General features: G+C 32.2%; 24 protein-coding genes. 19 read left to right on the top strand and 5 right to left on the bottom strand.

Annotated features, from left to right (window positions below; translation table 11 throughout):
- The first annotated feature begins 278 nt into the window (after positions 1-278).
- Positions 279-1,592, top strand: a complete 1,314-nt coding sequence (locus E7Z81_RS08350) for a zinc-ribbon domain-containing protein (protein WP_292746251.1) — start codon at positions 279-281, stop codon at positions 1,590-1,592.
- A 41-nt stretch (positions 1,593-1,633) separates the two neighbouring features.
- On the opposite strand, the gene E7Z81_RS08355 is transcribed toward E7Z81_RS08350, so the two are convergent.
- Positions 1,634-2,101: a hypothetical protein gene (locus tag E7Z81_RS08355; RefSeq protein WP_292746253.1), complete on the bottom strand. Its 468-nt coding sequence runs from the start codon at positions 2,099-2,101 to the stop codon at positions 1,634-1,636.
- A gap of 508 nt (positions 2,102-2,609) precedes the next feature.
- Here E7Z81_RS08355 and E7Z81_RS08360 point away from each other — a divergent pair.
- The 11 genes from E7Z81_RS08360 (at position 2,610) to E7Z81_RS08410 (ending at position 10,272) form a co-directional block, all read left to right on the top strand.
- Positions 2,610-3,803: a hypothetical protein gene (locus E7Z81_RS08360; RefSeq protein WP_292746255.1), complete on the top strand. Its 1,194-nt coding sequence runs from the start codon at positions 2,610-2,612 to the stop codon at positions 3,801-3,803.
- Positions 3,804-4,580 carry a hypothetical protein gene (locus E7Z81_RS08365; RefSeq protein WP_292746257.1) on the top strand — a complete coding sequence of 259 codons (777 nt, stop codon included), beginning with the start codon at positions 3,804-3,806 and terminating at the stop codon, positions 4,578-4,580.
- Between the two features lie 66 nt (positions 4,581-4,646).
- On the top strand, positions 4,647-4,838 hold the full coding sequence (locus E7Z81_RS08370; protein ID WP_292746259.1) for a hypothetical protein: 192 nt from the start codon (positions 4,647-4,649) through the stop codon (positions 4,836-4,838).
- A complete protein-coding gene (locus E7Z81_RS08375; protein ID WP_292746261.1) occupies positions 4,835-4,981 on the top strand; it encodes a hypothetical protein in 147 nt (48 codons plus the stop codon). The genes E7Z81_RS08370 and E7Z81_RS08375 overlap by 4 nt, the downstream gene beginning before the upstream one ends.
- Positions 4,982-4,983: 2 nt before the next feature.
- Positions 4,984-5,235 carry a hypothetical protein gene (locus tag E7Z81_RS08380; RefSeq protein WP_292746263.1) on the top strand — a complete coding sequence of 84 codons (252 nt, stop codon included), beginning with the start codon at positions 4,984-4,986 and terminating at the stop codon, positions 5,233-5,235.
- Positions 5,236-5,268: 33 nt separating this feature from the next.
- Positions 5,269-5,538 carry a hypothetical protein gene (locus E7Z81_RS08385; RefSeq protein WP_292746264.1) on the top strand — a complete coding sequence of 90 codons (270 nt, stop codon included), beginning with the start codon at positions 5,269-5,271 and terminating at the stop codon, positions 5,536-5,538.
- Complete coding sequence (locus E7Z81_RS08390) at positions 5,525-6,124, top strand: hypothetical protein (RefSeq protein ID WP_292746265.1); 600 nt, start codon at positions 5,525-5,527, stop codon at positions 6,122-6,124. Before E7Z81_RS08385 ends, E7Z81_RS08390 begins: the two co-directional genes overlap by 14 nt.
- On the top strand, positions 6,124-7,059 hold the full coding sequence (locus E7Z81_RS08395) for a hypothetical protein (RefSeq protein WP_292746267.1): 936 nt from the start codon (positions 6,124-6,126) through the stop codon (positions 7,057-7,059). The genes E7Z81_RS08390 and E7Z81_RS08395 overlap by 1 nt, the downstream gene beginning before the upstream one ends.
- A gap of 6 nt (positions 7,060-7,065) precedes the next feature.
- The gene (locus E7Z81_RS08400) at positions 7,066-8,193 is read left to right on the top strand and encodes a hypothetical protein (protein ID WP_292746269.1); all 1,128 of its coding nucleotides are present in this window, start codon (positions 7,066-7,068) and stop codon (positions 8,191-8,193) included.
- Positions 8,193-9,239: an Ig-like domain-containing protein gene (locus E7Z81_RS08405; protein WP_292746270.1), complete on the top strand. Its 1,047-nt coding sequence runs from the start codon at positions 8,193-8,195 to the stop codon at positions 9,237-9,239. The genes E7Z81_RS08400 and E7Z81_RS08405 overlap by 1 nt, the downstream gene beginning before the upstream one ends.
- A 4-nt stretch (positions 9,240-9,243) precedes the next feature.
- Positions 9,244-10,272, top strand: coding sequence for a hypothetical protein (locus E7Z81_RS08410; protein ID WP_292746271.1), 1,029 nt, complete (start codon positions 9,244-9,246; stop codon positions 10,270-10,272).
- A gap of 58 nt (positions 10,273-10,330) precedes the next feature.
- Here the strand turns inward: E7Z81_RS08410 and E7Z81_RS08415 are convergent, their stop codons facing one another.
- From E7Z81_RS08415 to E7Z81_RS08425, 3 genes are all read right to left on the bottom strand, one after another.
- Positions 10,331-11,011, bottom strand: a complete 681-nt coding sequence (locus E7Z81_RS08415) for a hypothetical protein (protein ID WP_292746273.1) — start codon at positions 11,009-11,011, stop codon at positions 10,331-10,333.
- Positions 11,011-13,845, bottom strand: a complete 2,835-nt coding sequence (locus E7Z81_RS08420) for an N-6 DNA methylase (protein WP_292746275.1) — start codon at positions 13,843-13,845, stop codon at positions 11,011-11,013. Before E7Z81_RS08420 ends, E7Z81_RS08415 begins: the two co-directional genes overlap by 1 nt.
- Before the next feature lie 212 nt (positions 13,846-14,057).
- Complete coding sequence (locus tag E7Z81_RS08425) at positions 14,058-14,663, bottom strand: hypothetical protein (RefSeq protein ID WP_292746277.1); 606 nt, start codon at positions 14,661-14,663, stop codon at positions 14,058-14,060.
- A gap of 193 nt (positions 14,664-14,856) precedes the next feature.
- Here E7Z81_RS08425 and E7Z81_RS08430 point away from each other — a divergent pair, with 193 nt between their 5' ends.
- The 6 genes from E7Z81_RS08430 (at position 14,857) to E7Z81_RS08455 (ending at position 22,072) form a co-directional block, all read left to right on the top strand.
- Positions 14,857-17,835: an N-6 DNA methylase gene (locus E7Z81_RS08430; RefSeq protein WP_292746279.1), complete on the top strand. Its 2,979-nt coding sequence runs from the start codon at positions 14,857-14,859 to the stop codon at positions 17,833-17,835.
- A gap of 276 nt (positions 17,836-18,111) precedes the next feature.
- Complete coding sequence (locus E7Z81_RS08435) at positions 18,112-18,606, top strand: hypothetical protein (RefSeq protein ID WP_243409791.1); 495 nt, start codon at positions 18,112-18,114, stop codon at positions 18,604-18,606.
- 11 nt (positions 18,607-18,617) lie between these two features.
- A complete protein-coding gene (locus E7Z81_RS08440) occupies positions 18,618-19,556 on the top strand; it encodes a hypothetical protein (RefSeq protein ID WP_292746287.1) in 939 nt (312 codons plus the stop codon).
- Positions 19,557-19,568: 12 nt separating this feature from the next.
- The gene (locus tag E7Z81_RS08445; protein WP_292746290.1) at positions 19,569-20,495 is read left to right on the top strand and encodes a hypothetical protein; all 927 of its coding nucleotides are present in this window, start codon (positions 19,569-19,571) and stop codon (positions 20,493-20,495) included.
- 111 nt (positions 20,496-20,606) lie between these two features.
- Positions 20,607-21,002: a hypothetical protein gene (locus E7Z81_RS08450; RefSeq protein WP_292746293.1), complete on the top strand. Its 396-nt coding sequence runs from the start codon at positions 20,607-20,609 to the stop codon at positions 21,000-21,002.
- Between the two features lie 260 nt (positions 21,003-21,262).
- Positions 21,263-22,072 (top strand): pseudomurein-binding repeat-containing protein, encoded by an 810-nt coding sequence (locus E7Z81_RS08455; RefSeq protein WP_292746296.1) that lies wholly within the window; start codon positions 21,263-21,265, stop codon positions 22,070-22,072.
- A gap of 53 nt (positions 22,073-22,125) precedes the next feature.
- On the opposite strand, the gene E7Z81_RS08460 is transcribed toward E7Z81_RS08455, so the two are convergent.
- Positions 22,126-22,914: a hypothetical protein gene (locus tag E7Z81_RS08460; RefSeq protein WP_292746299.1), complete on the bottom strand. Its 789-nt coding sequence runs from the start codon at positions 22,912-22,914 to the stop codon at positions 22,126-22,128.
- Positions 22,915-23,087: 173 nt separating this feature from the next.
- Between E7Z81_RS08460 and E7Z81_RS08465 the strand changes: the two genes are divergently transcribed.
- Positions 23,088-23,285 (top strand): hypothetical protein, encoded by a 198-nt coding sequence (locus E7Z81_RS08465; protein WP_116592752.1) that lies wholly within the window; start codon positions 23,088-23,090, stop codon positions 23,283-23,285.
- Positions 23,286-23,518: the final 233 nt, after the last annotated feature.

Raw genomic sequence — 23,518 nt, forward strand, 5'->3', positions numbered from 1 at the left:
CTTCATTGGATATACGGAACCGACCGGCAAGGGCCGGTTCCTTACTATAGTACTGCTCGCCAATTCTATTCACCAGGCCTACACACACGCCTCCCGCTGGTCGGCGTGGTTCCGGCCTGGCGAATTGGCTCGCTTATAACATGGCAAAGATTAGTGTCAATTCAAAATATCATTGTTTGGCTTTTATTTTGAATGTAATTAAAGATTATAAAAATATTAATAATAATTTAAACATACATTATAATAACTTGAATTAGTAATTATGGAACTGGGATATTATGGGATTGTTTGGAAGAAATAAACCAAAAACTGAAGAAGAACAAAGAGAGTCAGAAATTAATAAATTACTTGACACTATTTGTGGGAAAAGGTTAAGTACAAGCCCTATTTTTTCGTATATTGTATTTCCCTATGCAAATATTGGAGAAAGTGGATATTGTGGCACTCCATTTGATACTGTAAAAAATATTCTGAAAAAAGAATTGATTAATTATAAATTAACTGAAGATAACATTGAAAATAGAATAATTGAACTGATTCAATTAGATTATGAACAACTACGAAGAATATCCAATGATGGTTTTGATACTAGTGTTTTTCATACACAAGAAGATATAATAAATAATTTTAATGATTATAATTATGATAAATTTTTAGAAAACCAGAATAAAATAAAAGAATCCCAATTAAAATTTAAAGAATTTCAAAATAATAAAAAAAATACCAATATCTCTAAAAATGATTTTAATCAAGAAATCAGAAGAGTTGTTGATGGATTTTATTTTAAATATAAAATGGCATATCTGAATTTTGATGAAGATAACAAAGACAAAATAAAAAAAATTTTAGAATTAGAATGTCATAATGATCAATTATTGGTTGAGAATATTGAAGATCGGGCTCACGAACTATTAACTGCTAATAATAATTTAGATGAAATGAAAGAAAATTTGTTAAAACAAAATGATGGTTCTTTTATTTCAAACGATTCAGAAGATTATGATTTTTCATGTAGTATTGATGAAATAAGAACTAAATGGTCTGGAGAAAAAATTACTGATAGAAGAAAATGTCATGTTCGAGTTTTAGAAGATAAATTAATAATTCAAAAAACTGGTGTTGTCATTAAAAGTGATTTAGGTAATCGAATAATCTATTTTTCTGATATAAGTAGTATTGATTTTGATAAAGCAGGATTATTGCATGTAACAAGTTCTATAACTATTATATTAAGGGGTGGAGAGCCTGTAACATTAATATATGCTGATGAACCACAATTCAATTTACTTAATGGGAAATGGAGAAATTACAAAGAAAATCAGAATAAAATTCAAAACCCAAATATGTCTCAAAATATTCAAGAAGAAACTAATGCTCAAAATATAGAAACTTCTATGAGTAATGCTGATGAACTGTTAAAATATGCTGAATTATATGAAAAGGGGCTTTTAACAGAAGAGGAGTTCAATTCATTGAAACAAAAATTAATTGGTACTCAAGTTAGGTCATCTAATAAATATTGTGGAAATTGTGGAGCAGAAGTTTCACAGGATTCCAAATTTTGTACTGAATGTGGTACACAAATTAAATAATTGAATAAAAAAAGAAAAAGAATTTTAAGAAAATTTTATTCTTAAAATATTTTTTTACCATCTATTGTTATGGAAGTTATTTCTCTTGTGTCATGGTCCATTCCAACGTCTTTACCTTTTTGCCATTCAATGGTCATATTGTTGGTGTTTTTAAAACTAAATCCGTATTTTAAATCGGGCGAAGTATTGTCATTACCTGTATCAATAACACCAATACCTTGAGTAGAGTATATATAATATTTTCCACTGTCTTCTGCATCCATTACTGCTTTATCAATGGCATAAAATGCTGGTTCAGATTCCCACATACTAGTTGCATGGTCAGCGTTTAAATAATATGTATTTCCATCAGTTGTACTGATTAAGCAATAATCATATAAATGGCTATAAGCTTCAGATTCCATACCTGTGAATCTCCAATAAAAACTTTCATTGGTATCTGTATCTTGTACATTCAATGTCTCTGCTGCATTAACTGCTGTAACAGTTAATAAAAGTAATAACCCCAATATTATCCATTTTTTAAATCTCATTTTAAACACCTTCTTATAATGTTATATATTCATTTATATATTTTACATTAACTATTTTAACGGGGAGTGTTGATTAAATCAATACTTCTTATTTTCTTTCATTCTGGTGGTGCAGGTTTTACTTTAACGGTAGGTATTGGAGATGCTGATTCTCTTTGAACACTTGCATATATATCAAAGTGTGTATGGGTTTCACTTTAGAAATTGCAATCGTTAATGTTAAAGTTAAAACGGAACTGGTACAGCTATTGTTATTGTTAACGTTAAAGTTAATTAAATCAAAAGTAAATCTCCATCTTTGATATTCTTAATAGCTTTTCACTTTAACGGAGGGGTTTGTTAATGTTAAAGTTAATTCCAACCTGTGCATATATATCAAAGCCATTTCAAAATCAAATTCCAAATTCCAAAATGTTAATGTTAAAGTAAATTATTACTTTTTTTATTATATTATTTATATAAAAAAGATAATAAAATATTAATCATGACATTAGTTAAAGAATTGCAGATTAATATCACAATGAGTAATTACAACCAAAGGAGCGGTAGCTATTCATCCAACTATGATTATATATATTTGGATTCACTAGCCAGCAGTTCCTATGCCAGTTTATTCAGAAGTGATTTGAAAAACCTGAAGATCAAAACTGTTGATGGAACATCCTGTCAGCTACTTTATCTTCCAGGTTATGGATCTCAAAGTGCAGCTATACTTGCAAGAATTCCAGTCAGTAAAATTTCCGAAACTACAAAGCTGATCCTTGAAGTTTATGATACTTCCACAACATTCACAAGCACTTTAACAACAGGTAATGATGTGCTGATGTTTGATGCAAACTCTGATACATACTCAAACTTTTTCATGAACTACTCAGGTTTAAGCATCAACAATGACTCAACAGATAACGGAAGATATCTCCGCGCAAGATTCGTTCCAAACATCTCCGGCAACTCCCCAACATCATTGTTCACTACATTTGCCTCTGGTCAGTCTTTAAGCAACGGCCGTGTTGTTGTGGCCAGATTCAAATACATTAACGGTAACGTTACGGTTAATGATAATGCAACATATTCTGGAACAACCAGTGGAAGTGTCATGATGCAGCTTGATTACAATCTCACCATTGACCAGGTTGATGTCAAATCAACATCGCTGAACTGGAGTGGAAGTGAAAAATCATATTGTATGTTTACAGGTTCAAAAACGTTAGTGCTGGCCAGTTCATGGGATGCATATTCATCAGGAAGTGATGAGGAGGGAGATTACAAACAATACCATTTACATGGCCGTGTCAGTACAGGAACATCCAATTCTTCAGATTATATTGAAGGATTCTCACGCAACAATCCAACAAAAATATATCAGCAGAATTATGCTGAAGTCGAAATTGCTCCAGAATGGTTTGCAACAAGTTCTCTTGATGACTACAACTATGTTGACCTGAAATGGCTATTGATATTCCCGTCACCACTATTTGCAGCTAATGGAATTCCACAAATAACAGTAACGGAAAAAGATAGCAAAACAGGTATCAGATTATATAAAGGAAGTCATGAGTATACCAAAGCTTACAAAGGCTCAACGTTAATGTGGGACGCTGATGACAGTACAATGAGCGATACCGGACTTCACATTCCAGATAAAATTAAAAACCACAATTGGGATTGGGTGTTTTAAATGATTATAGATTATGATTTAGATTCAACAATAGGACATGGACGTGGATATCCAACAGGACTAGAACATTCAGAAAAAATGGACGTTATAGCTTGCCTATTGGATGAGGGCGAAAGGACATATGTTAATGATGAACATACTGCTTGGATTTGTTCTGACCAGTGTTCAGTAGGTGAAATGGTAACCTTGGACAATTCCTCCACAATGGAGCATACCGTAGTCAGAAAAGCCAAACAGGGCGAATTAGCTTTCGGATATCTTTTAGGTAAGGTTCAGGTTAAATCATCAGGACATACTTTAGTTACTGTGGCAGTGCTGGGTGATGTCTTCAGGCTCAAACTCAAAAGACCAGTTCCCGAAGATATATTGCCGAACACCAGAATCTACATTGACAGCGATGGTGAGTGCAATCCTCATGAAGGCCACGACTTAAGACTTCTTTCAATCGTTAACCTAACACAAAACGAAGATACTGAATACATTAGAGTTTACCGCCAGATGTCTGAGGTGGAAATGTATCCTGAATCTCAGAACTGTATTGATCTTGCCGACTGCAGCTTCGAACAGGATGAGATAACTCACGTGGTAAACATGATCGTACCAAATGAATCTAACATTATGGCACAGGCCAACTATGTTAAAGATAAAGACGGCGTTACATATTGTGAACTTCCGGATGTAGCTATTGTCAACAACGTCAGATTCATATGGGAAGACAACAAGCTCTACATGGAATGGGAAGGATGCGACGATGGCGAGAATGTATACTTTATATAAAATAAATAATAAATTATATAATAAAATATATAATAAAAAAGATAATATTATAATGAGGTTGCTAACATGACTATAAGGAAACTTGTCGGAACATTGGAAAACAAAGGACCATACATTGACCAGTCAACAGGCCACTGGTTCTACTGGAACGGAACCAAATACGTTGACAGCGGTTATCCTTATGCCATAAAACCAGTTATTCAATTTAAAATCGAAGACGGAATACTGTACTATTCAATCAGTTGGGAGGCACAATGAAATACATCAGATACTTTGAAACGTTCGAAGAATACGAATCCTGGATAAACATCAAGGAAAATGCTGAAGAAGTTTACAACTCAGAAGAAAAGATTTGTGTTGACGGAGTAATCCTCAGCCACACATACAGGGAGGAAATCTAAAAATGATATATGAATGGATTGAAAGAAACAGAAAGGACATTGACATACTGACCTCATTTCTGGTCACTGTCATTCCTGTCGTAATGTTATATTCTGAAGCTTTAGGAATTACTGAAAATACCATACCATACTGCATTTGCATGATTGTGTTAGGTGTAGCTAGTCATTATGCAAGCCGTGTAAGAGGCGAAGGTGATGTTGAATACGCAAAAAAACAAGCTAAAAGAGTATTGGGATACCCTGAGGAAAAATAAACTCTTATGGAGAATAATATTAAGCTGATAAGTATGAGAGATTTAAAAAAGAAAATTGTTATCTGTAACTTTACCAAAACAATTTCAAGTGCAGTTTTAACAGCGATAGCTATCAACATCATAATGGATAATGCAACAAAGTATGCTTTAATGGAAGGACTTTTACCATTTGCTTTAGCCATCATCATTGTAGCATTAATTGACTTGTATCAGTATAGATGTGAGAAATCAGATAAGGTAACTATTGATGATTTAGAAGAAAGACTCAGAAAGTTGGAGGACAATACCGATGATGAAAGGTAAAATCTTGATTGCAGTTCCAACATTCGAAAATATTAAACCTGAATGCTTTAAGGCAATATTCGATTTAACAAATCCTGCAGGTTACAATCTGTATTTCGATTATGTTAAGGGCTATGACTGTGCACGTGCAAGAAACGAAATAGCAAAGCTATCACTTAACTATAACTTTGACTACGTGCTGATGATAGACTCAGACGTTAAAGTTCCAAAAGATACATTAATTAAGCTATTGGAATGTGAGGCAGATATTGCTCTTGGATGGTACTACAAGAAAAGAACCGTTAATGATCAGACGGTTATTTTCAATTTCGGAAAAGATTACACCGATGAAAACATGATCCATGGGAAAACATTACTGGAAGCTATTGATCCATTTGACATTAAAGGCGGAGGACTGGGAATAGCTCTCGTTAATGTTAATGTCTTCAGGAAGATGGAATATCCGTATTTCAGATATGTAATCTACGATGATGACACTGTACTTTCTGAAGATTTATATTTCTGCACAGAGGCCAGAAAAAATGGGATATATATCAAATGTAATCCTAATGTTAAAGGAAACCACATATATGAGGTGAGTATTTAATGACAGACCAAATCGTTTTACTGGAATCAAGTAAAGAGGTCACTACTTTTTTACTGGATGATGGAGATGTATCATCAAAGGAAGTAATTACCACAACCGGCCAGAACATCGGCTATGAATATACAAACAAGCTTTTCCCTGAAGATACTGTAACCATTTCAGACAAATCCGAAATCGGAAAAGAAATGGTTAAAAAATATGTTGCAGGCTCAGATGAAACACCAATTGGAATAATCGTTAATGACCCTGTTGTAATGACCAACGGACAACGCAAAGCCAGTGTGTTAGTGTTAGGTCAGCTATACAGACTCAAGCTGGCAAGCGGAGTTACTGACATTTCGCCGGCAGATAAAATCAAGCTGGGTGAGAACGGAGCCGTTAAAGACTCCTCAGGTGAATTTCTCGCACTCCATCCTGTGGAAGATTCTGATGAATACAATTACATTAACTGTTTTAAATTAGCAGGTGCAGGGGGTTCAGGTTCAAAAGGAGATACTGGAGATACTGGAGATACTGGACCTGCAGGACCTAAAGGCGATACTGGAGATACAGGTGCAGACGGTGAAAGCATCGAGGTTTATAAGGATTCTGTACATAGGCAAATAACTTTCACAGGAAGTGAATCAGCTGCCGTTATTGGATTTGATGAAATATCTGGGCCAAAAGGAGATACTGGAGCTAGTGGTGTTAAAGGTGATACTGGTGATACCGGATCTAAAGGAGATAAGGGAGATACTGGTGCCAGTGGTGTTAAAGGTGATACTGGTGATACGGGACCTGCAGGACCAGTTAATCTTGCAAGCTCTTTAGACACTACAGACAATACCAACGCCATTAAGAACGCACCGGTAGCTACAGCTATTGAGAATATACAAACTGCCATCGGAACAATTACATCCACACAAACAGCAAATTTGAATTTATTGGGGAGCTAGATTAAAATGACTTTTACACCGCCAGACCTTTCAGAAGTTCTAACAAAAGAACAGGCAATGAATTCAAGACTGACAACCTGTCAAACCAATTTAAGAAGTATATTGACAAAAGAGGAAATAGGTTACACTCAGGGAGATGGAGTTATTCCATTAATCCGTAAGCTGCCGGTTCCACAATTGGCAAGCCTCGGCGTTAATATGTATAATAAATTTTCAACAGGTGCAAATCTTCCTGCTGTTATCACTGCCAAAGACACTGACGGAAATGAAATGGCAAACGTTAATGTTAATGTATATAGAATAGATGAAGGCTCATATGGTGATGTGGCAGTAACCTCTTTAGGAACAGTAACAACCGGTAATGATGGTACTGCTACTGTTAGTGTTCCTATGCCGAATGATAAGGGATATTTCACAGTTCAGGCAAGAGCCGGAAACATTATTGGTAAAGATATTGGAGCATATTGCACTACCGCACTAAATGCCGATGACACATCATATTCAACATTTTCAATATTCTATGATACAAGTGCAGGAGGGGATGTGGAAGTAATGGAAGCTGAAAATTGGGGAGAGGGATTTGTTGATGTCGTAACTTCTTCTCATGCAGGATACAGTGGAAATTACTTTGGAATCAAATTCACAGATTTAGGCAGCTTCGATAAAACAACAGTTAAAGACCACAGGTTCATTGCCATATTGTCAGACCGTGGAAATGGAACAAAAACAGATTTCATGGCTTTCGGATTAGCTTTCAATATTGATTCATGGGCTAATTTAGGAATCTGTGCAGGTGCCAAATATTGGTATGGTGACGGAACAGGAAGTGCAGGATACAGACAGGAATATGTCAATATATCATATATGTCTTCACAGGACGACGGATCTCCGGAAAGTGCAGGCAAAAAATTCTATGATACCAATATCGAAAGTGGTTATGCTTATGCAACTGTGGTAGATGAATATGCTGACGACCCGACAGTTCAATATCCCTCCAGCTATACCAGACACGGTGCATGGTCTTTTAATCCGGATAATCTGCCTTCAGGCACAGCTTATCCTGCAATCATATTCAACAAATCAGCCAGCAGTTGTTATAGAAGTTTAAGATTCTACGGTATGGGAGTGATATAATGAGCATAGCCAGTAATGTTATAGATGAAAATACAAGACTTGGAACAGCCAGAACATTAATGAGAGAGAAACTTGCAGCCAACGGAATTTACTATAACAACCAGGACAGTATATTCCAGCTTGTGAGAAGATGGAACCTGAAATATGCTGATGTCAGTTTCAACACTCCTTACTCAAGTGAGATTTATGCAGGAGCAGAAATTAGAGTGGGAGCAACAGTAACCGACTCATCAACTGACGATCCAATTTCAGGAATGCCAGTAACTGTAATTTCAGGAGGCCAAACCTATACTATACTAACAGACAGTAACGGTGAAGCCTCAGTAACATTGACAGTTGGCGAAGTAGGTTCAACATTTTCAGGCATAGTATATGCAGGAAAAAGAAGTGATGATTGGAGCTATGAAGTTCCGGCATTTGCAGAATTTTCAGATTACGCCGATTACGGAGATACAGGATTATATGATATAGTAAAATATCCATCAGACATTACACATTCATTTGAAATTGTAGAAGTAAGTTATACTGGAAATTATGACTTATCAAAACAGACAACAGCCGCAAGCGTGGTAATGGCAATACCAAAAGTATATTCAAACGGTATTGGCGGGACAAACGGAATTCATATCGAGCTGGCCTTGCGCCAGAAAAAGGACAGCAACCAGGGATGGGGAGATGCAATAGCTTTAGTCAATTCAAAATCATTAAGCCATTACAGAGATACAAAAATTCTGGAACTGGGTGCTTATCCCGCTAAGAAAGGACTTAAATATTCCACATCCGACCATGTAGTAAGGGATGTTAATGTTTCATCCGGACAATTGACTTTAGACTCACAGCTGTATTATTTTGATTTGTATTATGATAACGGATATGTTAAAGCTACAATAAGACATGGAACTACAAATGATTTCACATATGAGGCAGATATCTCAGATAAGATAACATTTGATACATTCTATCCGGCAGTAATGATTTACGATGCAGGAGGACACATTCAGTGGGAAAGCATGGACGTAGAGCCATGGACACATGAGGAGGAATAAAAGAATGGCAGAAACAGAATGGATAGAAATCGGAAGAGTAACAGGAGATACCGGACCTAAAGGAGATACTGGAGTTGGAACAACAATCAAGGGAAGCTATACCTCATTGGAGGAACTGATTCAGGAACATCCAACAGGTAGTGATACAGATGCGTATTTAGTGGACGGTAACTTTTATTTCTGGAACGGCAGTCAATGGGAAAACGCAGGAAGCATAAAAGGTGAAACCGGACCTGCAGGGCCTAAAGGGGATACAGGTGATAAAGGTGATAAGGGAGATACTGGTGCGACAGGTAGTAAAGGAGACAAAGGCGATACTGGAGCAACTGGTGAAAAAGGACAACAAGGACCTAAAGGAGATACTGGAGATACAGGAGCTACTGGTGATACTGGACCGGCCGGGGCAAAGGGGGACACTGGAGCTACTGGTACTGGCATTACTATTAAAGGTTCATATGATACTTATGAAGAATTAGTGCATGATTATCCGACAGGTAATGTTGGTGACTGCTATCTTGTAAACGGATCTCTTTATGTCTGGAACACAAATGCCTGGGAAAACGTTGGAAGCATAAAAGGTGAAAAGGGCGATACTGGTTCACAGGGCGTTAAAGGTGACACTGGTGATACCGGACCTCAAGGAGTTAAGGGAGATACCGGAGCTACTGGTGCAACGGGTCAGGGCAGTGATGAGGAAGCTGGATGGAAACTTCCAGTCGATGAAATATTAACTACAACAACATTACCGACAGGTGTTAGTAAAGGTTATCGTGTAGCTATTGTAACCAGTTCTGTTATGGCCATTAAAGAGTATAATGGAAGTTCCTGGGATACGGAATCTCTTGATGCATATAGTGTAATACCTTTAAAGCATTCCGGAGGTATACAGATGTATCTTGCAAAATCAACAGGTCCGGTCTATATGGGTGTTGAATATGGGGTCTTTGGCAAGTTTAGATTTATGACACAAGCAGCATATGATGCATTAAGTAGCTATGATAGTGATACAATTTATTTTGTAAGAAGTTTGTAATTGAAAAAGATAAAATAAAAATAAGATTTAAATGACATTAGGGAATGAAATTATAATATCAATTATTTGAGAATATTGATGTATAATCAAGCATTAAATGAATTATTTGGATATTTTTGTTATTGTAATTTCGTAATGCTGTTAATTTATAAACCTGTTCATAATCTTCATGTGGAGTGTTGTTAAGGGAAGATAAATCATTTTCGTTTAATTTTTCATTAATTTTTAATATGATATCTTCCATGCTCCAGTTATTCTTGTATTCTTCGATAAAACATATCATGCCTGCAAAATTAGCCTTACTTGAATATTTACCCTCTAAAAATTCTAAAATACCATTTTCATAATAATTCTTATTAATGTCTAAATCATCACCAAATCGTTTACATTCAATGGTGTGGTAATATTTGTTAACAATTTTAATATCTCGTAAATTGCGATATTGAATTTTAATATCTAATAAACCTCTTTCCTTAACATTTTCTCTTCTTTCTTGAGGTTCACTATTTATTATTAAATTATTAAACCCATAATCCTCTTGAAGGGCAGTCATTGTGTCTACAAAATCATCTCTGTATTCATTTTCTCGTTTTCTAATCATTTCTGATTTGAAATAGGTTTTAGTATTTAAAATTTTAAAATAAGTATGGATTGCTAAATTAATAAGTTTATTAAAATATTCTTCACTATCAAAATTATCAAAGCGTTCAAAATATTTAAAATTGGAAGGATCTAACATTATTCATCCTCCACGCCCATTAATGAGTTTGTAAATTCTATCAAATCTCTTCTAGCAATAGCTCTGTGCCAATTTTTAAATTCATTGGATTTAATTACATAAAAAGAAGTTTCTTCAAAACCTTTAATGTCTTTTTGAACGAATAAGTTTTGTTTATCTTCAATACTTATGTCCCCAAAGAAATTTAATATTTCAGGTTTGTCTTTGTATTCAATTAAATGTTTTGGAGGTTCTTCGCTTATAATAAATCTAATTCCAATAAATTGGTCTGATTTATAGCATTCAGCATGGAAATATTCATTATTCTCTTCTTTGAAATAATTTTTGAAATATTTAACAAAAACCATGATATAATCTTCTAAAATTTCATTTGAAACATTATGGTATACATTTTCTTTTTTACGCATTGGTAATGTAACATCAGTGAAATAATTAACTAAATCTTTTTCTAGTTCATTAAAGGATAATAAATCGAAAATTAATTCATCGATTTCATGTTGAATAATCTCTAAATATTCTGGATTATTACAATTTAGCATTTTATCAACATATTCAACTAAAGTATCATTAATAACTAATGGTATTTCTTCAATTTCTTTTAATAACATTATTTCTCTTTCAATACCTATTGTTGAAAAAGTTAAAAGAGATAAATATGAAAATAATTTTGAATTTAAAAATCCAAGTATTGACTTTAATAATTTTTCATCAGCATTTTTTCCATAAATTGAAATTACACTATTGGTAAACACCCATTGTTTTTCAGAGTATGTAGCAACACACTCTAAATTCTGTGTAAGTATCTGTTTAAATAAAACATAAGGTGGTGTAAATACTTCTTCTTTTCTAGGACGTTCGACTTTTTCTATACTCCATTTCTCAACATGACTTTCATCAATATGATATCTCTGAAGCATTTGATGGGTTACATCCAAAAAGTCGTATTCAAAATATTTAGTCGCATCTTTAGTTTTATTACCAACCATAATTCCAAATGAACTATTTAAATCATATTTGTTAATATAATAACCTATATTCTTTTTAGAGTGTAATCTATTAATTAATTGAAAATCTAAAGTATTTCCATAAACTAAAACTTTCCAAACCCAATCATGATTGTATAAATCTTTTTGCGATATATATTTAATATCTGATTTTTGTATTACAACTGATGATAATAAATAAAATAACTTATTTGGTTTAAGGGAAATATGTTTTATGTTTCCACAATTTACCATATTGGAATTATAGAATAATATTGATCCCGGACCAATTGCATTGTTAAATATTTCTCTTCTTAGGGATGAAAACTCCAATACTTCAGTTAAATTAAAATTTTTTAAGAAGTATTTTCTAAATGGTAAATCATTAAAGTTATATAAAATTTTACTTGTAACAATTAATGCAACATTAGTTGTTTCATTCATAAAATCATTAACTCTAAGTAAAAATGATTTGGCTATCTGTTTATTGGAATTAGGTAAATTTTTTTCTTTACAATATTCACTATGGGTTTTTTGTTGTTTTGATCCCCATGGAGGATTACCTACAATTAAATCAAAACCCTCTAAAGTGTTAAATAAACCCTTTAAATTGAAGAAGTCATCATTAAAAAAGTTTTTATTTATTAATTCTGGCATCTTAAAATGTTTAATTTCTTCAACATTCAAATAATCAAATAATGTTAACTGGATTGAAAGGAGAGTCATTTGAATTGCATCATTATCAATATCAATTCCATAGATATTTGATGTTAAAATATCTTTTAATTCGTTAGGAGTTAGTTTAGATTTTAATTCTATATTTTTATCAATTATTCTTCTCAATGATTCAACTAAAAATACTCCAGAACCGCATGAGGGGTCTAAAATTTTACAACTAGTATTATTTTTTAATTTTTTATCTAATGTATTATTTAGTATATAATCTACTAAGAATAATGGTGTATATATGGCTTTTTGATCCTTTTTAGAATTATTATCCTGGAGAAATGCTTCATAGATATTGCTTATTAACTCAATAGGAATTATTTCAAAATCATATGGGCAATCAAGAACAGTTTGCTCAGGATTTTTCATGTCAAAACCACTGAATAATTTATGTAAATTTTTTAAATGTTTATCTGTGATTTTATTTTTTTGATTTTCAGTTAATTTAAACAAATCTGGATTAAATTTTTCTTCAAGAGTGTTGAAAAACTTAAATAAACATTCTTTTTTTAGGATAACATTATTAAAGTTACAACCATAATTATTAATAAAAAATTCATCTTTACAAATGCCTCTGTCAATGAGATATTTTGAAAAGATTAATTTCCCAATTAAACTATGTATGATTTCTAAATCTAATTTGTCTTTCTTTAATAATTTGATTGTTATTTTAATATTTTCCAATAAGTAATTTTGAACTCTTTTTGAATTATTAAATGAATTGTGGTATTTATCAAAAAAAGTTCCATTAGCTAAGTTGTAAATATTAAAAATTTCTAAATCATCATCTTTTGAAAATTTACCTAAAAATGAATCCTCATCATCGAAAATATTGGAATTGTAAACTTGAATTTCCTCTGGAAGGATAATAAATATTATTGGAACATCATTGAGATTCCAAATTCCTTTACGAAACTTTTTAATATCATCCGTAGAAAAGGTATCGTCGTATTCTTTGAAGATAATTAATGGATTTTCATCTAAGATATAGATTGCATCATAGTCAATATATCTTAAAGAATTTTTGATACGTGAATTTATTTTTAAATCATCTCCTTTTAAAAATAATCCATTATCTTTATTTAATTCAAGTTTATCCAACAAGTTTCTCAGAGAATCTTCCATGATTATAATTTAATTAATGAAGTATTTAAATATTTTCTTTATTTGTAATATTAATCAATTAAATTACTTAATTTGGTGAGTACAATATTATATGTTGAGATAAATATTATTAAACGATTACAATATTGTTTTCATAATATAAATTATGTTTTTTTATTAATATGATATATAACTAGATGGTGGAGTATCATATCTAGAAAAATAAAAAAAGATTAATCTAAATGATTAATCTCTAACTCAAAATCTTCATTTAATTTTTCAAGCTCATTAATAACTTGTTTTTCTAAATTCTTCAAATCATCATCTAATAAGCTATATAGTTTAACAGTTATTGAAATAAATCCTCTGGAACTATCAGTGGAATTTTTGATAGTAATTTTTTCGTACTCTCTATTTGCACCAATGAATTCATAATTTTTTGGAAGATTTTTGATTATATGGATTTTATGTAGTATTTTTTCATTAAATACATTTGTTGATGTAAAATGAATTATTATTTCTTCTCTACATTCAAAATAAACAGATTCTATAAGTTCATTAGTATCAAAATCCTTTAATTTATAATTAACATTTAATTCATCAAGATCTCTACTAAAGTTAGATAACATTTCATCAAGTTTATCTTGGCTATCTGCTTCAAATTTAAATCCAATTATATCAAAAATACAATCTTCTATCTTTAACTCATATTTACCAGAGTACCAATCTCCAGTATGCCTAAAATTTATAGTTCCATATTCAGAAATTTTATTTTCAATTGTACCTATTTTTTCTTCGTCATCAATGTTAATGACAAAATTTTTTCTAATTTTATTCATAATACATTTTAATTAGATTTTCATAATTAAAAATTTATGATAGTATATAATCGTTATAAAGAATATATAGGGTATATTATTTGTTTAAACTTTTTTTTAGAAAATTTTCATACTTTATTTCCCATAATATAATATCTATTTTTATTAATCATGATGGACATAATTTAATATATATGTGAGTAAGGTGTTTTTAATGATTGATTTTGAAACCAGTAAAAAACAAATCACAAGTCTTGTTGAAGAGTTTAAGACAAACGAACATATCTATAAAACTGTAGCTTTTGATGAGGAGAATACAAAAATTAATTTCATCAACAAATTCTTTCAAGCTCTAGGTTGGGATGTAACAAATGAAGCAGGTGTTGCACCACAATTCAAGGATGTTGAATTTGAAGATACTGTTATTGTTGGTGGAAAACCTAAAGCTCCTGATTACTGCTTTAGAATTGGTGGGGCAAGAATATTTTTTGTAGAGGCCAAAAAGCCTAGTGTAGATATTGAACATGACAGACGCTATGCATTTCAGCTTAAAAGATATACTTGGAGTGCACATTTGCCTTTAGGATTACTCACAGACTTTGAAGAGCTTGCAATATACGAACCTAAAACAGCACCTAAAAAAACTCACAACACTAGCGTTGACAGAATCAAATATTACCATTACAGTGAATACGTTGACAACTGGGAAGAGATATATAATATCTTCTCTAAAGAAGCTGTACTAACTGGTAAATTTGATCAATATGTTAAAAACATTCATGGTGATAAAAAAGGAACATCTACTGTAGATTCAGAATTCTTAAAGACTATTGAAGAGTGGAGATTGGAACTTGCAAAAAATATTGCGCTCAGAAATAAAGAATTAACAGTGGATGAATTAAACTTTGCAGTTCAACTAATAATCGACCGTATAATATTTTTAAGAATAGCTGAAGACAGAGGAATAGAAAAATATGGTCAGCTAAAGAAATTAACTGAACTAGCAAGATATGAAAAAGATAACTATCCGGTTTATGAAGCTTTCATAGAATTGTGTAGGAAAGCTGATGCTAAATATAATTCTGGATTGTTTCATTTCACAGAAGAAAAAGACATTAGCTTAAGTGCAGATACACTGACTCCCAGTCTAAAAGTTGATGATGGTAAATTAAAAAAGATTATTGACGGATTATACTATCCCGATTGTCCTTATGAATTTAGTATGATTTCAACTGAAATTTTAGGAAATATTTATGAACAGTTCCTTGGAAAAGTAATTAGATTAACTGATGGCCATCAGGCTAAAGTTGAAGATAAACCTGAAGTTAAAAAAGCAGGAGGAGTATTCTATACTCCGCAATACATTGTTAATTACATTGTTGAAAATACTGTCGGTGAACTTCTGAAAGGAAAAACACCAAATAAAGTTTCTGAGTTAAGAATTGTTGATCCGGCATGTGGTTCAGGTAGTTTCTTATTGGGTGCCTATCAAAAGCTATTGGATTGGCATGTAGATTATTATTCTAATCTAGATCAACCTCCAAAAAATGTAATCTACATAGGTAAAGATGGAATTCCTAAATTAACTATTCAGGAAAAGAAAAGAATTTTATTAAACAATATTTATGGTGTGGATATTGATTCTCAAGCTGTTGAAGTAACTAAATTAAGTTTACTTTTAAAAGTACTTGAAGATGAAAACAAAGATGTGTTAGAAGCTCAGCAGAAATTAATACAAGAAAGAGCATTGCCTTATCTTGGAGATAATATCCGTTGTGGAAATAGTTTAATAGGCACTGATATTTTAGAACAACAGGATTTAACTGATGATGAAGTATTTGAACTTAATCCTTTTGATTGGGAAATAGAGTTTTCTGATATATTTGAAACTGGAGGATTTGATGCTGTTATTGGAAATCCACCATATTTCAACATACAAACTCTGGGCGCCAATTCAAATTACTTTAATTATTTGAAAAATAATTATGAGATCTATATGGATAAAAGTGACATATTATTTTATTTCATTTCTAAATCTAGTAAAATTTCAAAAGGTAAAATTGGATTTATCATATCCAATGCATTTCTGTTTTCAGATAAAGCAAAAAAATTAAGAAATTATATCTTAGATGATGTCCCTCTGGTCAAGATTGTTAATTTTGAAAAATATTTAGTATTTAATGCTGGAATTACAACTGCTATAACAATATTTGACAAAACCAAAAAATATTCTTCCACTAAAGCTTTAACTATACCTGAAAAAGATTTAGATAAAAAAGAGTTAATTAATATAATTAATGATGATGAATTATTTTTTAAAGTAAAATTTGATAAAAATAAAATATTTCCATTGATTAATGATAAGATAAAAAAATTCAATTCCAAGATAGATAGTACTCATGAAAAATTAGGTGATATCTGTTTAGTTGGTAAAGGAATGGAAACTGCAGCAGATAAAATTTTTTCATTTAAAGAATATCCGAAACAATTCCCTCCAGAATTTATTAAATTAAGAGTCACTGGAAAAAATTCTGGAAGATATTTTATTAATGAAAATACTGATTTATTGTTATATTATGAATTTATTAATGATTTTAAAGAATTGCCTAATGAAATAAAAGAATATCTTAAATCTAATAGAGCTGCATTAAATAAGCGTGCTACAGTTAAAAATGAAGGAAGGCCTTGGTGGAAATATAGTAGGCCTATGCATAAAGAATTTTATAATAAGCCTAAGCTATTTTGTAGTAGAAGAAATTCAATTAATGAATTTTCATATGATGGTGAATTTAAATATCTGAGTTTCTCAAATATGACTGTTATCTTCGATACAAATGAAAATTTTGATTTAAAATATATTCTAGCATTATTAAACTCAAAATTATTAACATTTAGATATAGATCTTTAGGTAAACAAACTGGAAATGGTATTTATGAATATTTCCCTAATGGAATTTCCAAATTACCAATTCCTGTAATCCCAATTGAAGAACAAAAAGTATTTGTTGATTTGGCGGATAAAATGATTGAATTAAACAAAAAATTATCTGCTTGTAAAACTCCTAAAGAAAAAAGAATATTGGAAACACAATTAAATAAAACTGATGAAATAATAGACAAATTAGTTTATGAGTTATATGAATTATCAGATGATGAAATTAATATTGTTGAAGAAACTGTAAGTGAATCTTAATTTTTACTTTCAATATTATATAATATAATAACAAATATTATATTGAAGACAATTAATTTCACTCCTATATTTGTTTTCAAAATAGAAGTAAGTCATCTTTATTTTAAGGACATTCCATTACAACTCTATTTTGGCTTATTTCTATTCTATCCCTTATTTTGGATTATTAATCGTTAATGTCAATCTTTGCTAAATTTTAAAAAAAGTAGCTATAATATATAAATATTTATATATTAAAAATAATAAATTATATAATAAATTAAGTGGAGGACATTTATGGCAGATTCAATTATATTACTTGAAGAAAGAAAAGAAGTCACAACCTTCCTTCTGGATGAAGGTACAATCACCGCAACCACAGTCACAACCCCTACAGGTGAAACTCCAGGTTACGAATATGCAGGAACAAAAATAAAAGTCGATGATGCTGTTACTTTATCAGCCAACTCAGACATCGGAAAACCAACAGTCAAGAAATTCACCGGAGCGGAAGGAGAAATCATTTTAGGCATTGCAGTTAACGATCCAGTTACAATGACCGGCGGTAAAAGAAAAACAGCTATTCTCGTATTGGGTCATTTGTTCAGATTAAAATTAGCTAGTGGAATATCAAACATTGCTGTTAACAACAGAATAGCTTTAACAAGCACCGGAGCCATCAAATCAGACGAAGGAGAATATATTGCAATGCATCCGGTAACCAGCTCAGACGATTACAAATACATCGAAGTGTTCAGACCATACGACATCGGAACCACAGGTTCAACTTAAGGTGATAATCAATGATTACAAAAGGAAATGATACCAAAGTTCAAAACGAGGTAATAGCTCAAACCATTACTGATGAAACTGCAAAAAGATTAAAGTTAGCCAGATTGTTTCCTAAACAAGAAATCAAAGAGAACTCCGATTACTACACATATTTCAGACAGAACATCAATCTCGATGAAGCTATCAAAAAAGGTTTGCTTGGAGAAGCTAAAGACATTGCTCCTGGTGCCTCTTTACAGGAATTGAACATCAGAAAACCGGTAACCGACACCATCAGCATTGATACTGTTGGTGGAGTACTCAACGTCAATAAGGATGTTTTTGACTCAGATATCGTTTCATTTGAAGATTTATTAGGTGATGTAGCTACCGTTATTGCTAACCGCATTGAATACAACATCTACGATACTTTGATAAGCTCACCGAACGTTCCGCAATATAACACAACCCAAACCGATGATACCATGGATGCCTTCGGTAACTTTGTCATCAAAGCGCAGGAAGCATTCAAAGGCAATGCCGGAGCCGGAGCAGACTTGACAATAATGACAGAGTCTTACAAAACATTATCATACGTTAAACAGTTGGCTTACTCATCTAACAAGTTAGTTCAACCTGTAGAGGACATTAAGGAATACTACGGTATTGATAACATTGACTTGTTAGGAACTACACAAGCTGACGGCGGATCATTAATAGGTGAAAAACAGTACATCGGTTTCGATTTAAGAAACGCTCCATTAACCGTCCTATACTCCAAAAGTTCCGGAACTACCGTTGCACCTATTACATCAGATGAAAACATTGCAGATTTCTATCCTATCATTGAAATCATGCGTAAAGACATTTACGATGAGTTACCGCAATATACAAAATTGTTCATACAAAGTAAAGTCGGAATATTGTTAAATAAACCGGGACTTGCCCTGAAAGGTACTTGCAGGCCATAAGGAGGATTGTTAATGTTAACCAAAGGAAATGATGCGAAAGTACAAAATGAAGTGATGGCACAGATTGTGGCCGATACTTCTGCAAAGTGGATGAAATTCACAAGATTATTGCCAAAGCAGGAAATTGAAGAGAACTCACAGTATTACACTTACATGTCTCAAAGGGTCAATATCGAGGAAGCCATTCAGTCAGGCGTTCTTGGTGAGGCAAAAGATATTGCTCCTGGCGCAACACTTCAGGAATTAAACGTCAGAAAACCAATCAGCGAAACCATCTCTATTGACACTATAGGCGGAGTCCTAAACGTTTCCGCTCAAATGCTTGATTCCAATTTAATCTCCGTTAATGACATGCTGCAGGATGTAGGAATCCTCATCGGCAGAAGCATTGAAAAGGCAGCTATTGACATGATAATGAATTCATCCAAAGTAGCTACCTACAACTTTGAAAGTGGTGATGATACTGGAATGACCATCTTAAAAGCTCAGGAAAAGTTCAAGGAATCCGCAGGAAGCTATGCTAACTTAAACAGTATGGCCGTAAGCTACAAGTCACTCACAACCCTGAAATCAGATATCTTTTCAAGCAACAGACAGGTCGAACCGGTAGAACTTATCAAAAGCTATTACGGTGTTGACAACATCGATATTTTAGGAACAGCAGTATGCGATGGCGGTTCCGAGATGGGTGACAAGACCTATGTCGGCATGGACTACATCAACCCAGGAATGAAATTATTATACTCCAGAACTACCGGAACTACCGTTGCTCCGTTAGGACCTGACGGTGAGATGTATGATTTTTATCCGTTAATCGAATTCATGAGAAAGGACATCAGGGATGAGTTGCCAATGTATACCAAACTCTTCATCCTGTCAAGCGTTGGAGTATTAATGAATGCACCTAACAGGATAATCAAAGGTAATTTCAGAGCATAAAAGCCATATTTTATCTCCGAAATTAGTGAAGTTTCAATAGCTTCACTAATTTCTTCTGCTCATATTTTTTATATTGAATAATCGCCATATTATATAATAGAGGCTATAAAAATGAAATTGATTCTAGATAGTGAAAATTCACATCCGACAACAATAACAGTCAAAGGAAAGGAAATAACATTGCTGTTGATTGAATCCAGTATACTGATTGATTCATCCCAGATAGCCAAGATTTTTGACAAAAAGGAAAAGACAGTAGCAGGTAAAGTCCAGAAATCCAAACTGGAGAAATATGAAACAGAAAACGTCAAGCTACTCAAGAATTACGGACTGATGCATCTGGATGCAGTCAAACCAAGACCATTCTATGACTTAAGGCAGATGCTGGAAGGACCAGCCTATTACTATTTCAAAAAGGAAGATGAAACTGGTTTGATTGATGTTATTGTCAGAGTAGCTATTGGAAAGCACCGTGAGTGGATTCATAACAGAAACATCAAACATTAACGGCCACTATTGCCTGCTGAAAACTTATTTTTTAAAATGCTTTGATATATATCGGGGTTTAAAAACCAGTCCTGTATCCACAACCCTCAACGTTAATGTCAAAGTGAGTCTATTATATTAAATCTAAAAAGTAGTTATTGATTTTTATCGACACAATCTTTTTGGAAAACATGAGTTATTCCAATACTTTAGCAACACATTATTTTATTATCTAAAATATATAAAAAATATAATAAATAGGATAATACAAATTATAATATATGATAGAAGATAATATTAGCTGGACAAGTTTTTGCCAGGCCATGAATTCAATTGCGTACTGGCTGGTTCAGAATAAAAAGAAGTATAAGAAGCGTGACTACTACCAGATACTAACATTGAAAGGTAGCTGTGCAGATGTAGAAAAGAAAGCAAAGAAATTAGGTTCAGACAAGCTGGTTGCAATGTATACAATGGCAGCAATCAAAGACAATACATCATTGGATTTCATTCCCAATTATGTGATGTTAAAGAACGGAACTAAAATAGATAAGGCAGAATATGTGGACATGGCCATAAGAGTGGAGGCATACATCAGGGCAAACGGAAGGCTTCCAGCTATTGTCTACAGGAAATCAACACTGCCGGACTATAAGGATTCCACAATGAAGCTGTTTGTGAAAACATTCAACTTCAAGGGAAACACCATCGATGAGGCTTTAGCTATTATCTCCAAGGTAAAGTTATACCTGAAATATTTCGATTCACAAAAGACTGACAAGAAAACAATAACAGACGCTAAAGCCGGCAAGGGTTCCAACTGCGTGGACTGGGGACAAGTATATTACCGCATAGCAAAATCATTAGGCTATGATGTACAGTTTGTCCATGTTAAATGTCGTGTAAGTGGAACAGGCCATATCAGATTAAGGCTGAGACATTCCAAACATACATCCGGAAACTGGATCAACCGTGACCCTGCAGCAGTAGCAGATACAACTTCAGGAAATGTTAGATCCATCTGGTGTGAAGATGGAAACATTATAGCATATGATCCATCCTGGATATTCACAGATTTATATAGCAGTTAACGTTAATGTTAACTCTTTTTCTTTTTTAATAGTCATGTATGATTTTATAACAATTACAAATCTTCTTTTTTATTGTAAACTTTTGATAGGTTTTGTCGATATTGACTTACTTTTGCCGCATTTATTGGTTTATAAATTTCAATAGCTTGTTCACAAACTCGTTGGGCATCATCATATTTCTCTGAATCAAAGTATATTTTAAACAGTTTAGAATAGGAATTATTACTGATTGTCATTTCATTTAGATTTATTTCATATAATTTAATAGCTTCATCTTGTTTTCCTTGTTTTAATAAGTTATCTGCTTCTTTATCACGTTGTTTATGTTCTTCATTTGCAGAAGGCAATCTTTGAGATTTTGTTTCCTTTTTAATTTTTTTTGCTTTTTCTAAATCTCGTTTAAGACTATTAACATGAGATTTATTAGGTATCTTCCTACAGTTTTTAATTCCGTGCTTCAATACTCTGATACTATTGTCAATTTCATTTCTATCTTGATATATTGAGGATAGATGGTAATATGTGAATGGTGTGTCCGTATGAATAAGAATATTTGATTCTAAAACTTCAATTGCTTCATCAATTTTTCCTTCTTTTTCTAATTCTTCAGCTTTTTCGTTATTTTTATAATAAATATTACTATATTTCATCATTTTTGCGTCTTCCAATCTTCTTTCTAATTCCAATGGGATGACACCATATTTTTGATTGTATTTGTCCATATCTCTTTTAACAACTTTAATGGCATTGTCATAATCATTATTAAAAAAATAATTGAAATATTCTGTAGAGTCAGGAATCTCTTTTCTTATTCGTTTTTTATAATCTTCAAATGCTCCCATACTATCACTTAAAATATCATTTATAGCAACTAATTAATAGTTATTTTTATTTTAACTATTCAAATAAATTCAGTTTATCATCAATATCATGTTGGAAACATAGCACAGGATAATTTTATATAATTAAAATAATAAAATATTATATTAATTATTATATACAGGTTGTAATAGCTATGGCCAATATAAATAATACATCATCCTACATGGATGAAGATAAAAAGCAAATTATCAAAGAGTCCAATTATACCTATAGAGATGCTCTTGAAGTTTCAGCTTTTCTCATTGAAACCGGAAGGTTCGAAAGATTCTACAAAGAAATGCAGATTGCAGATCTTCAAAAAGAACTCGACCAAATGGATAAAGAAGAATAGCTATTGACTTCAAAAAATATATCTCCAGGATATTGCTCTTAACAGAAACTATTTTTGATTGTCAAAGGTAATAATAAAATTTATTATTACTTTTATATTTTTTTTATAATAAAATTTTATATATATTACATAATAAATATATGTATTATGATAACCGAAAAAACCGTGCGACAAGATAGGACCTCTTTCTCTGTCTTTTGTTCAGTGAGAACTCGGTTCTCAATCCCTGCTGT

The organism is Methanobrevibacter sp. (assembly GCF_015062935.1).
In the GTDB taxonomy this organism is placed as follows: Archaea; Methanobacteriota; Methanobacteria; order Methanobacteriales; family Methanobacteriaceae; genus Methanocatella.

What these genes read in the sequence shown, in the direction of transcription:
- E7Z81_RS08350 (WP_292746251.1), top strand. Translation starts at nt 279, where the DNA reads ATGGGATTGTTTGGAAGAAATAAACCAAAAACTGAAGAAGAACAAAGA.
- E7Z81_RS08360 (WP_292746255.1), top strand. Translation starts at nt 2,610, where the DNA reads ATGACATTAGTTAAAGAATTGCAGATTAATATCACAATGAGTAATTAC.
- E7Z81_RS08365 (WP_292746257.1), top strand. Translation starts at nt 3,804, where the DNA reads ATGATTATAGATTATGATTTAGATTCAACAATAGGACATGGACGTGGA.
- E7Z81_RS08370 (WP_292746259.1), top strand. Translation starts at nt 4,647, where the DNA reads ATGACTATAAGGAAACTTGTCGGAACATTGGAAAACAAAGGACCATAC.
- E7Z81_RS08375 (WP_292746261.1), top strand. Translation starts at nt 4,835, where the DNA reads ATGAAATACATCAGATACTTTGAAACGTTCGAAGAATACGAATCCTGG.
- E7Z81_RS08380 (WP_292746263.1), top strand. Translation starts at nt 4,984, where the DNA reads ATGATATATGAATGGATTGAAAGAAACAGAAAGGACATTGACATACTG.
- E7Z81_RS08385 (WP_292746264.1), top strand. Translation starts at nt 5,269, where the DNA reads ATGAGAGATTTAAAAAAGAAAATTGTTATCTGTAACTTTACCAAAACA.
- E7Z81_RS08390 (WP_292746265.1), top strand. Translation starts at nt 5,525, where the DNA reads ATGATGAAAGGTAAAATCTTGATTGCAGTTCCAACATTCGAAAATATT.
- E7Z81_RS08395 (WP_292746267.1), top strand. Translation starts at nt 6,124, where the DNA reads ATGACAGACCAAATCGTTTTACTGGAATCAAGTAAAGAGGTCACTACT.
- E7Z81_RS08400 (WP_292746269.1), top strand. Translation starts at nt 7,066, where the DNA reads ATGACTTTTACACCGCCAGACCTTTCAGAAGTTCTAACAAAAGAACAG.
- E7Z81_RS08405 (WP_292746270.1), top strand. Translation starts at nt 8,193, where the DNA reads ATGAGCATAGCCAGTAATGTTATAGATGAAAATACAAGACTTGGAACA.
- E7Z81_RS08410 (WP_292746271.1), top strand. Translation starts at nt 9,244, where the DNA reads ATGGCAGAAACAGAATGGATAGAAATCGGAAGAGTAACAGGAGATACC.
- E7Z81_RS08415 (WP_292746273.1), bottom strand. Translation starts at nt 11,011, where the DNA reads ATGTTAGATCCTTCCAATTTTAAATATTTTGAACGCTTTGATAATTTT.
- E7Z81_RS08420 (WP_292746275.1), bottom strand. Translation starts at nt 13,845, where the DNA reads ATGGAAGATTCTCTGAGAAACTTGTTGGATAAACTTGAATTAAATAAA.
- E7Z81_RS08425 (WP_292746277.1), bottom strand. Translation starts at nt 14,663, where the DNA reads ATGAATAAAATTAGAAAAAATTTTGTCATTAACATTGATGACGAAGAA.
- E7Z81_RS08430 (WP_292746279.1), top strand. Translation starts at nt 14,857, where the DNA reads ATGATTGATTTTGAAACCAGTAAAAAACAAATCACAAGTCTTGTTGAA.
- E7Z81_RS08435 (WP_243409791.1), top strand. Translation starts at nt 18,112, where the DNA reads ATGGCAGATTCAATTATATTACTTGAAGAAAGAAAAGAAGTCACAACC.
- E7Z81_RS08440 (WP_292746287.1), top strand. Translation starts at nt 18,618, where the DNA reads ATGATTACAAAAGGAAATGATACCAAAGTTCAAAACGAGGTAATAGCT.
- E7Z81_RS08445 (WP_292746290.1), top strand. Translation starts at nt 19,569, where the DNA reads ATGTTAACCAAAGGAAATGATGCGAAAGTACAAAATGAAGTGATGGCA.
- E7Z81_RS08450 (WP_292746293.1), top strand. Translation starts at nt 20,607, where the DNA reads ATGAAATTGATTCTAGATAGTGAAAATTCACATCCGACAACAATAACA.
- E7Z81_RS08455 (WP_292746296.1), top strand. Translation starts at nt 21,263, where the DNA reads ATGATAGAAGATAATATTAGCTGGACAAGTTTTTGCCAGGCCATGAAT.
- E7Z81_RS08460 (WP_292746299.1), bottom strand. Translation starts at nt 22,914, where the DNA reads ATGGGAGCATTTGAAGATTATAAAAAACGAATAAGAAAAGAGATTCCT.
- E7Z81_RS08465 (WP_116592752.1), top strand. Translation starts at nt 23,088, where the DNA reads ATGGCCAATATAAATAATACATCATCCTACATGGATGAAGATAAAAAG.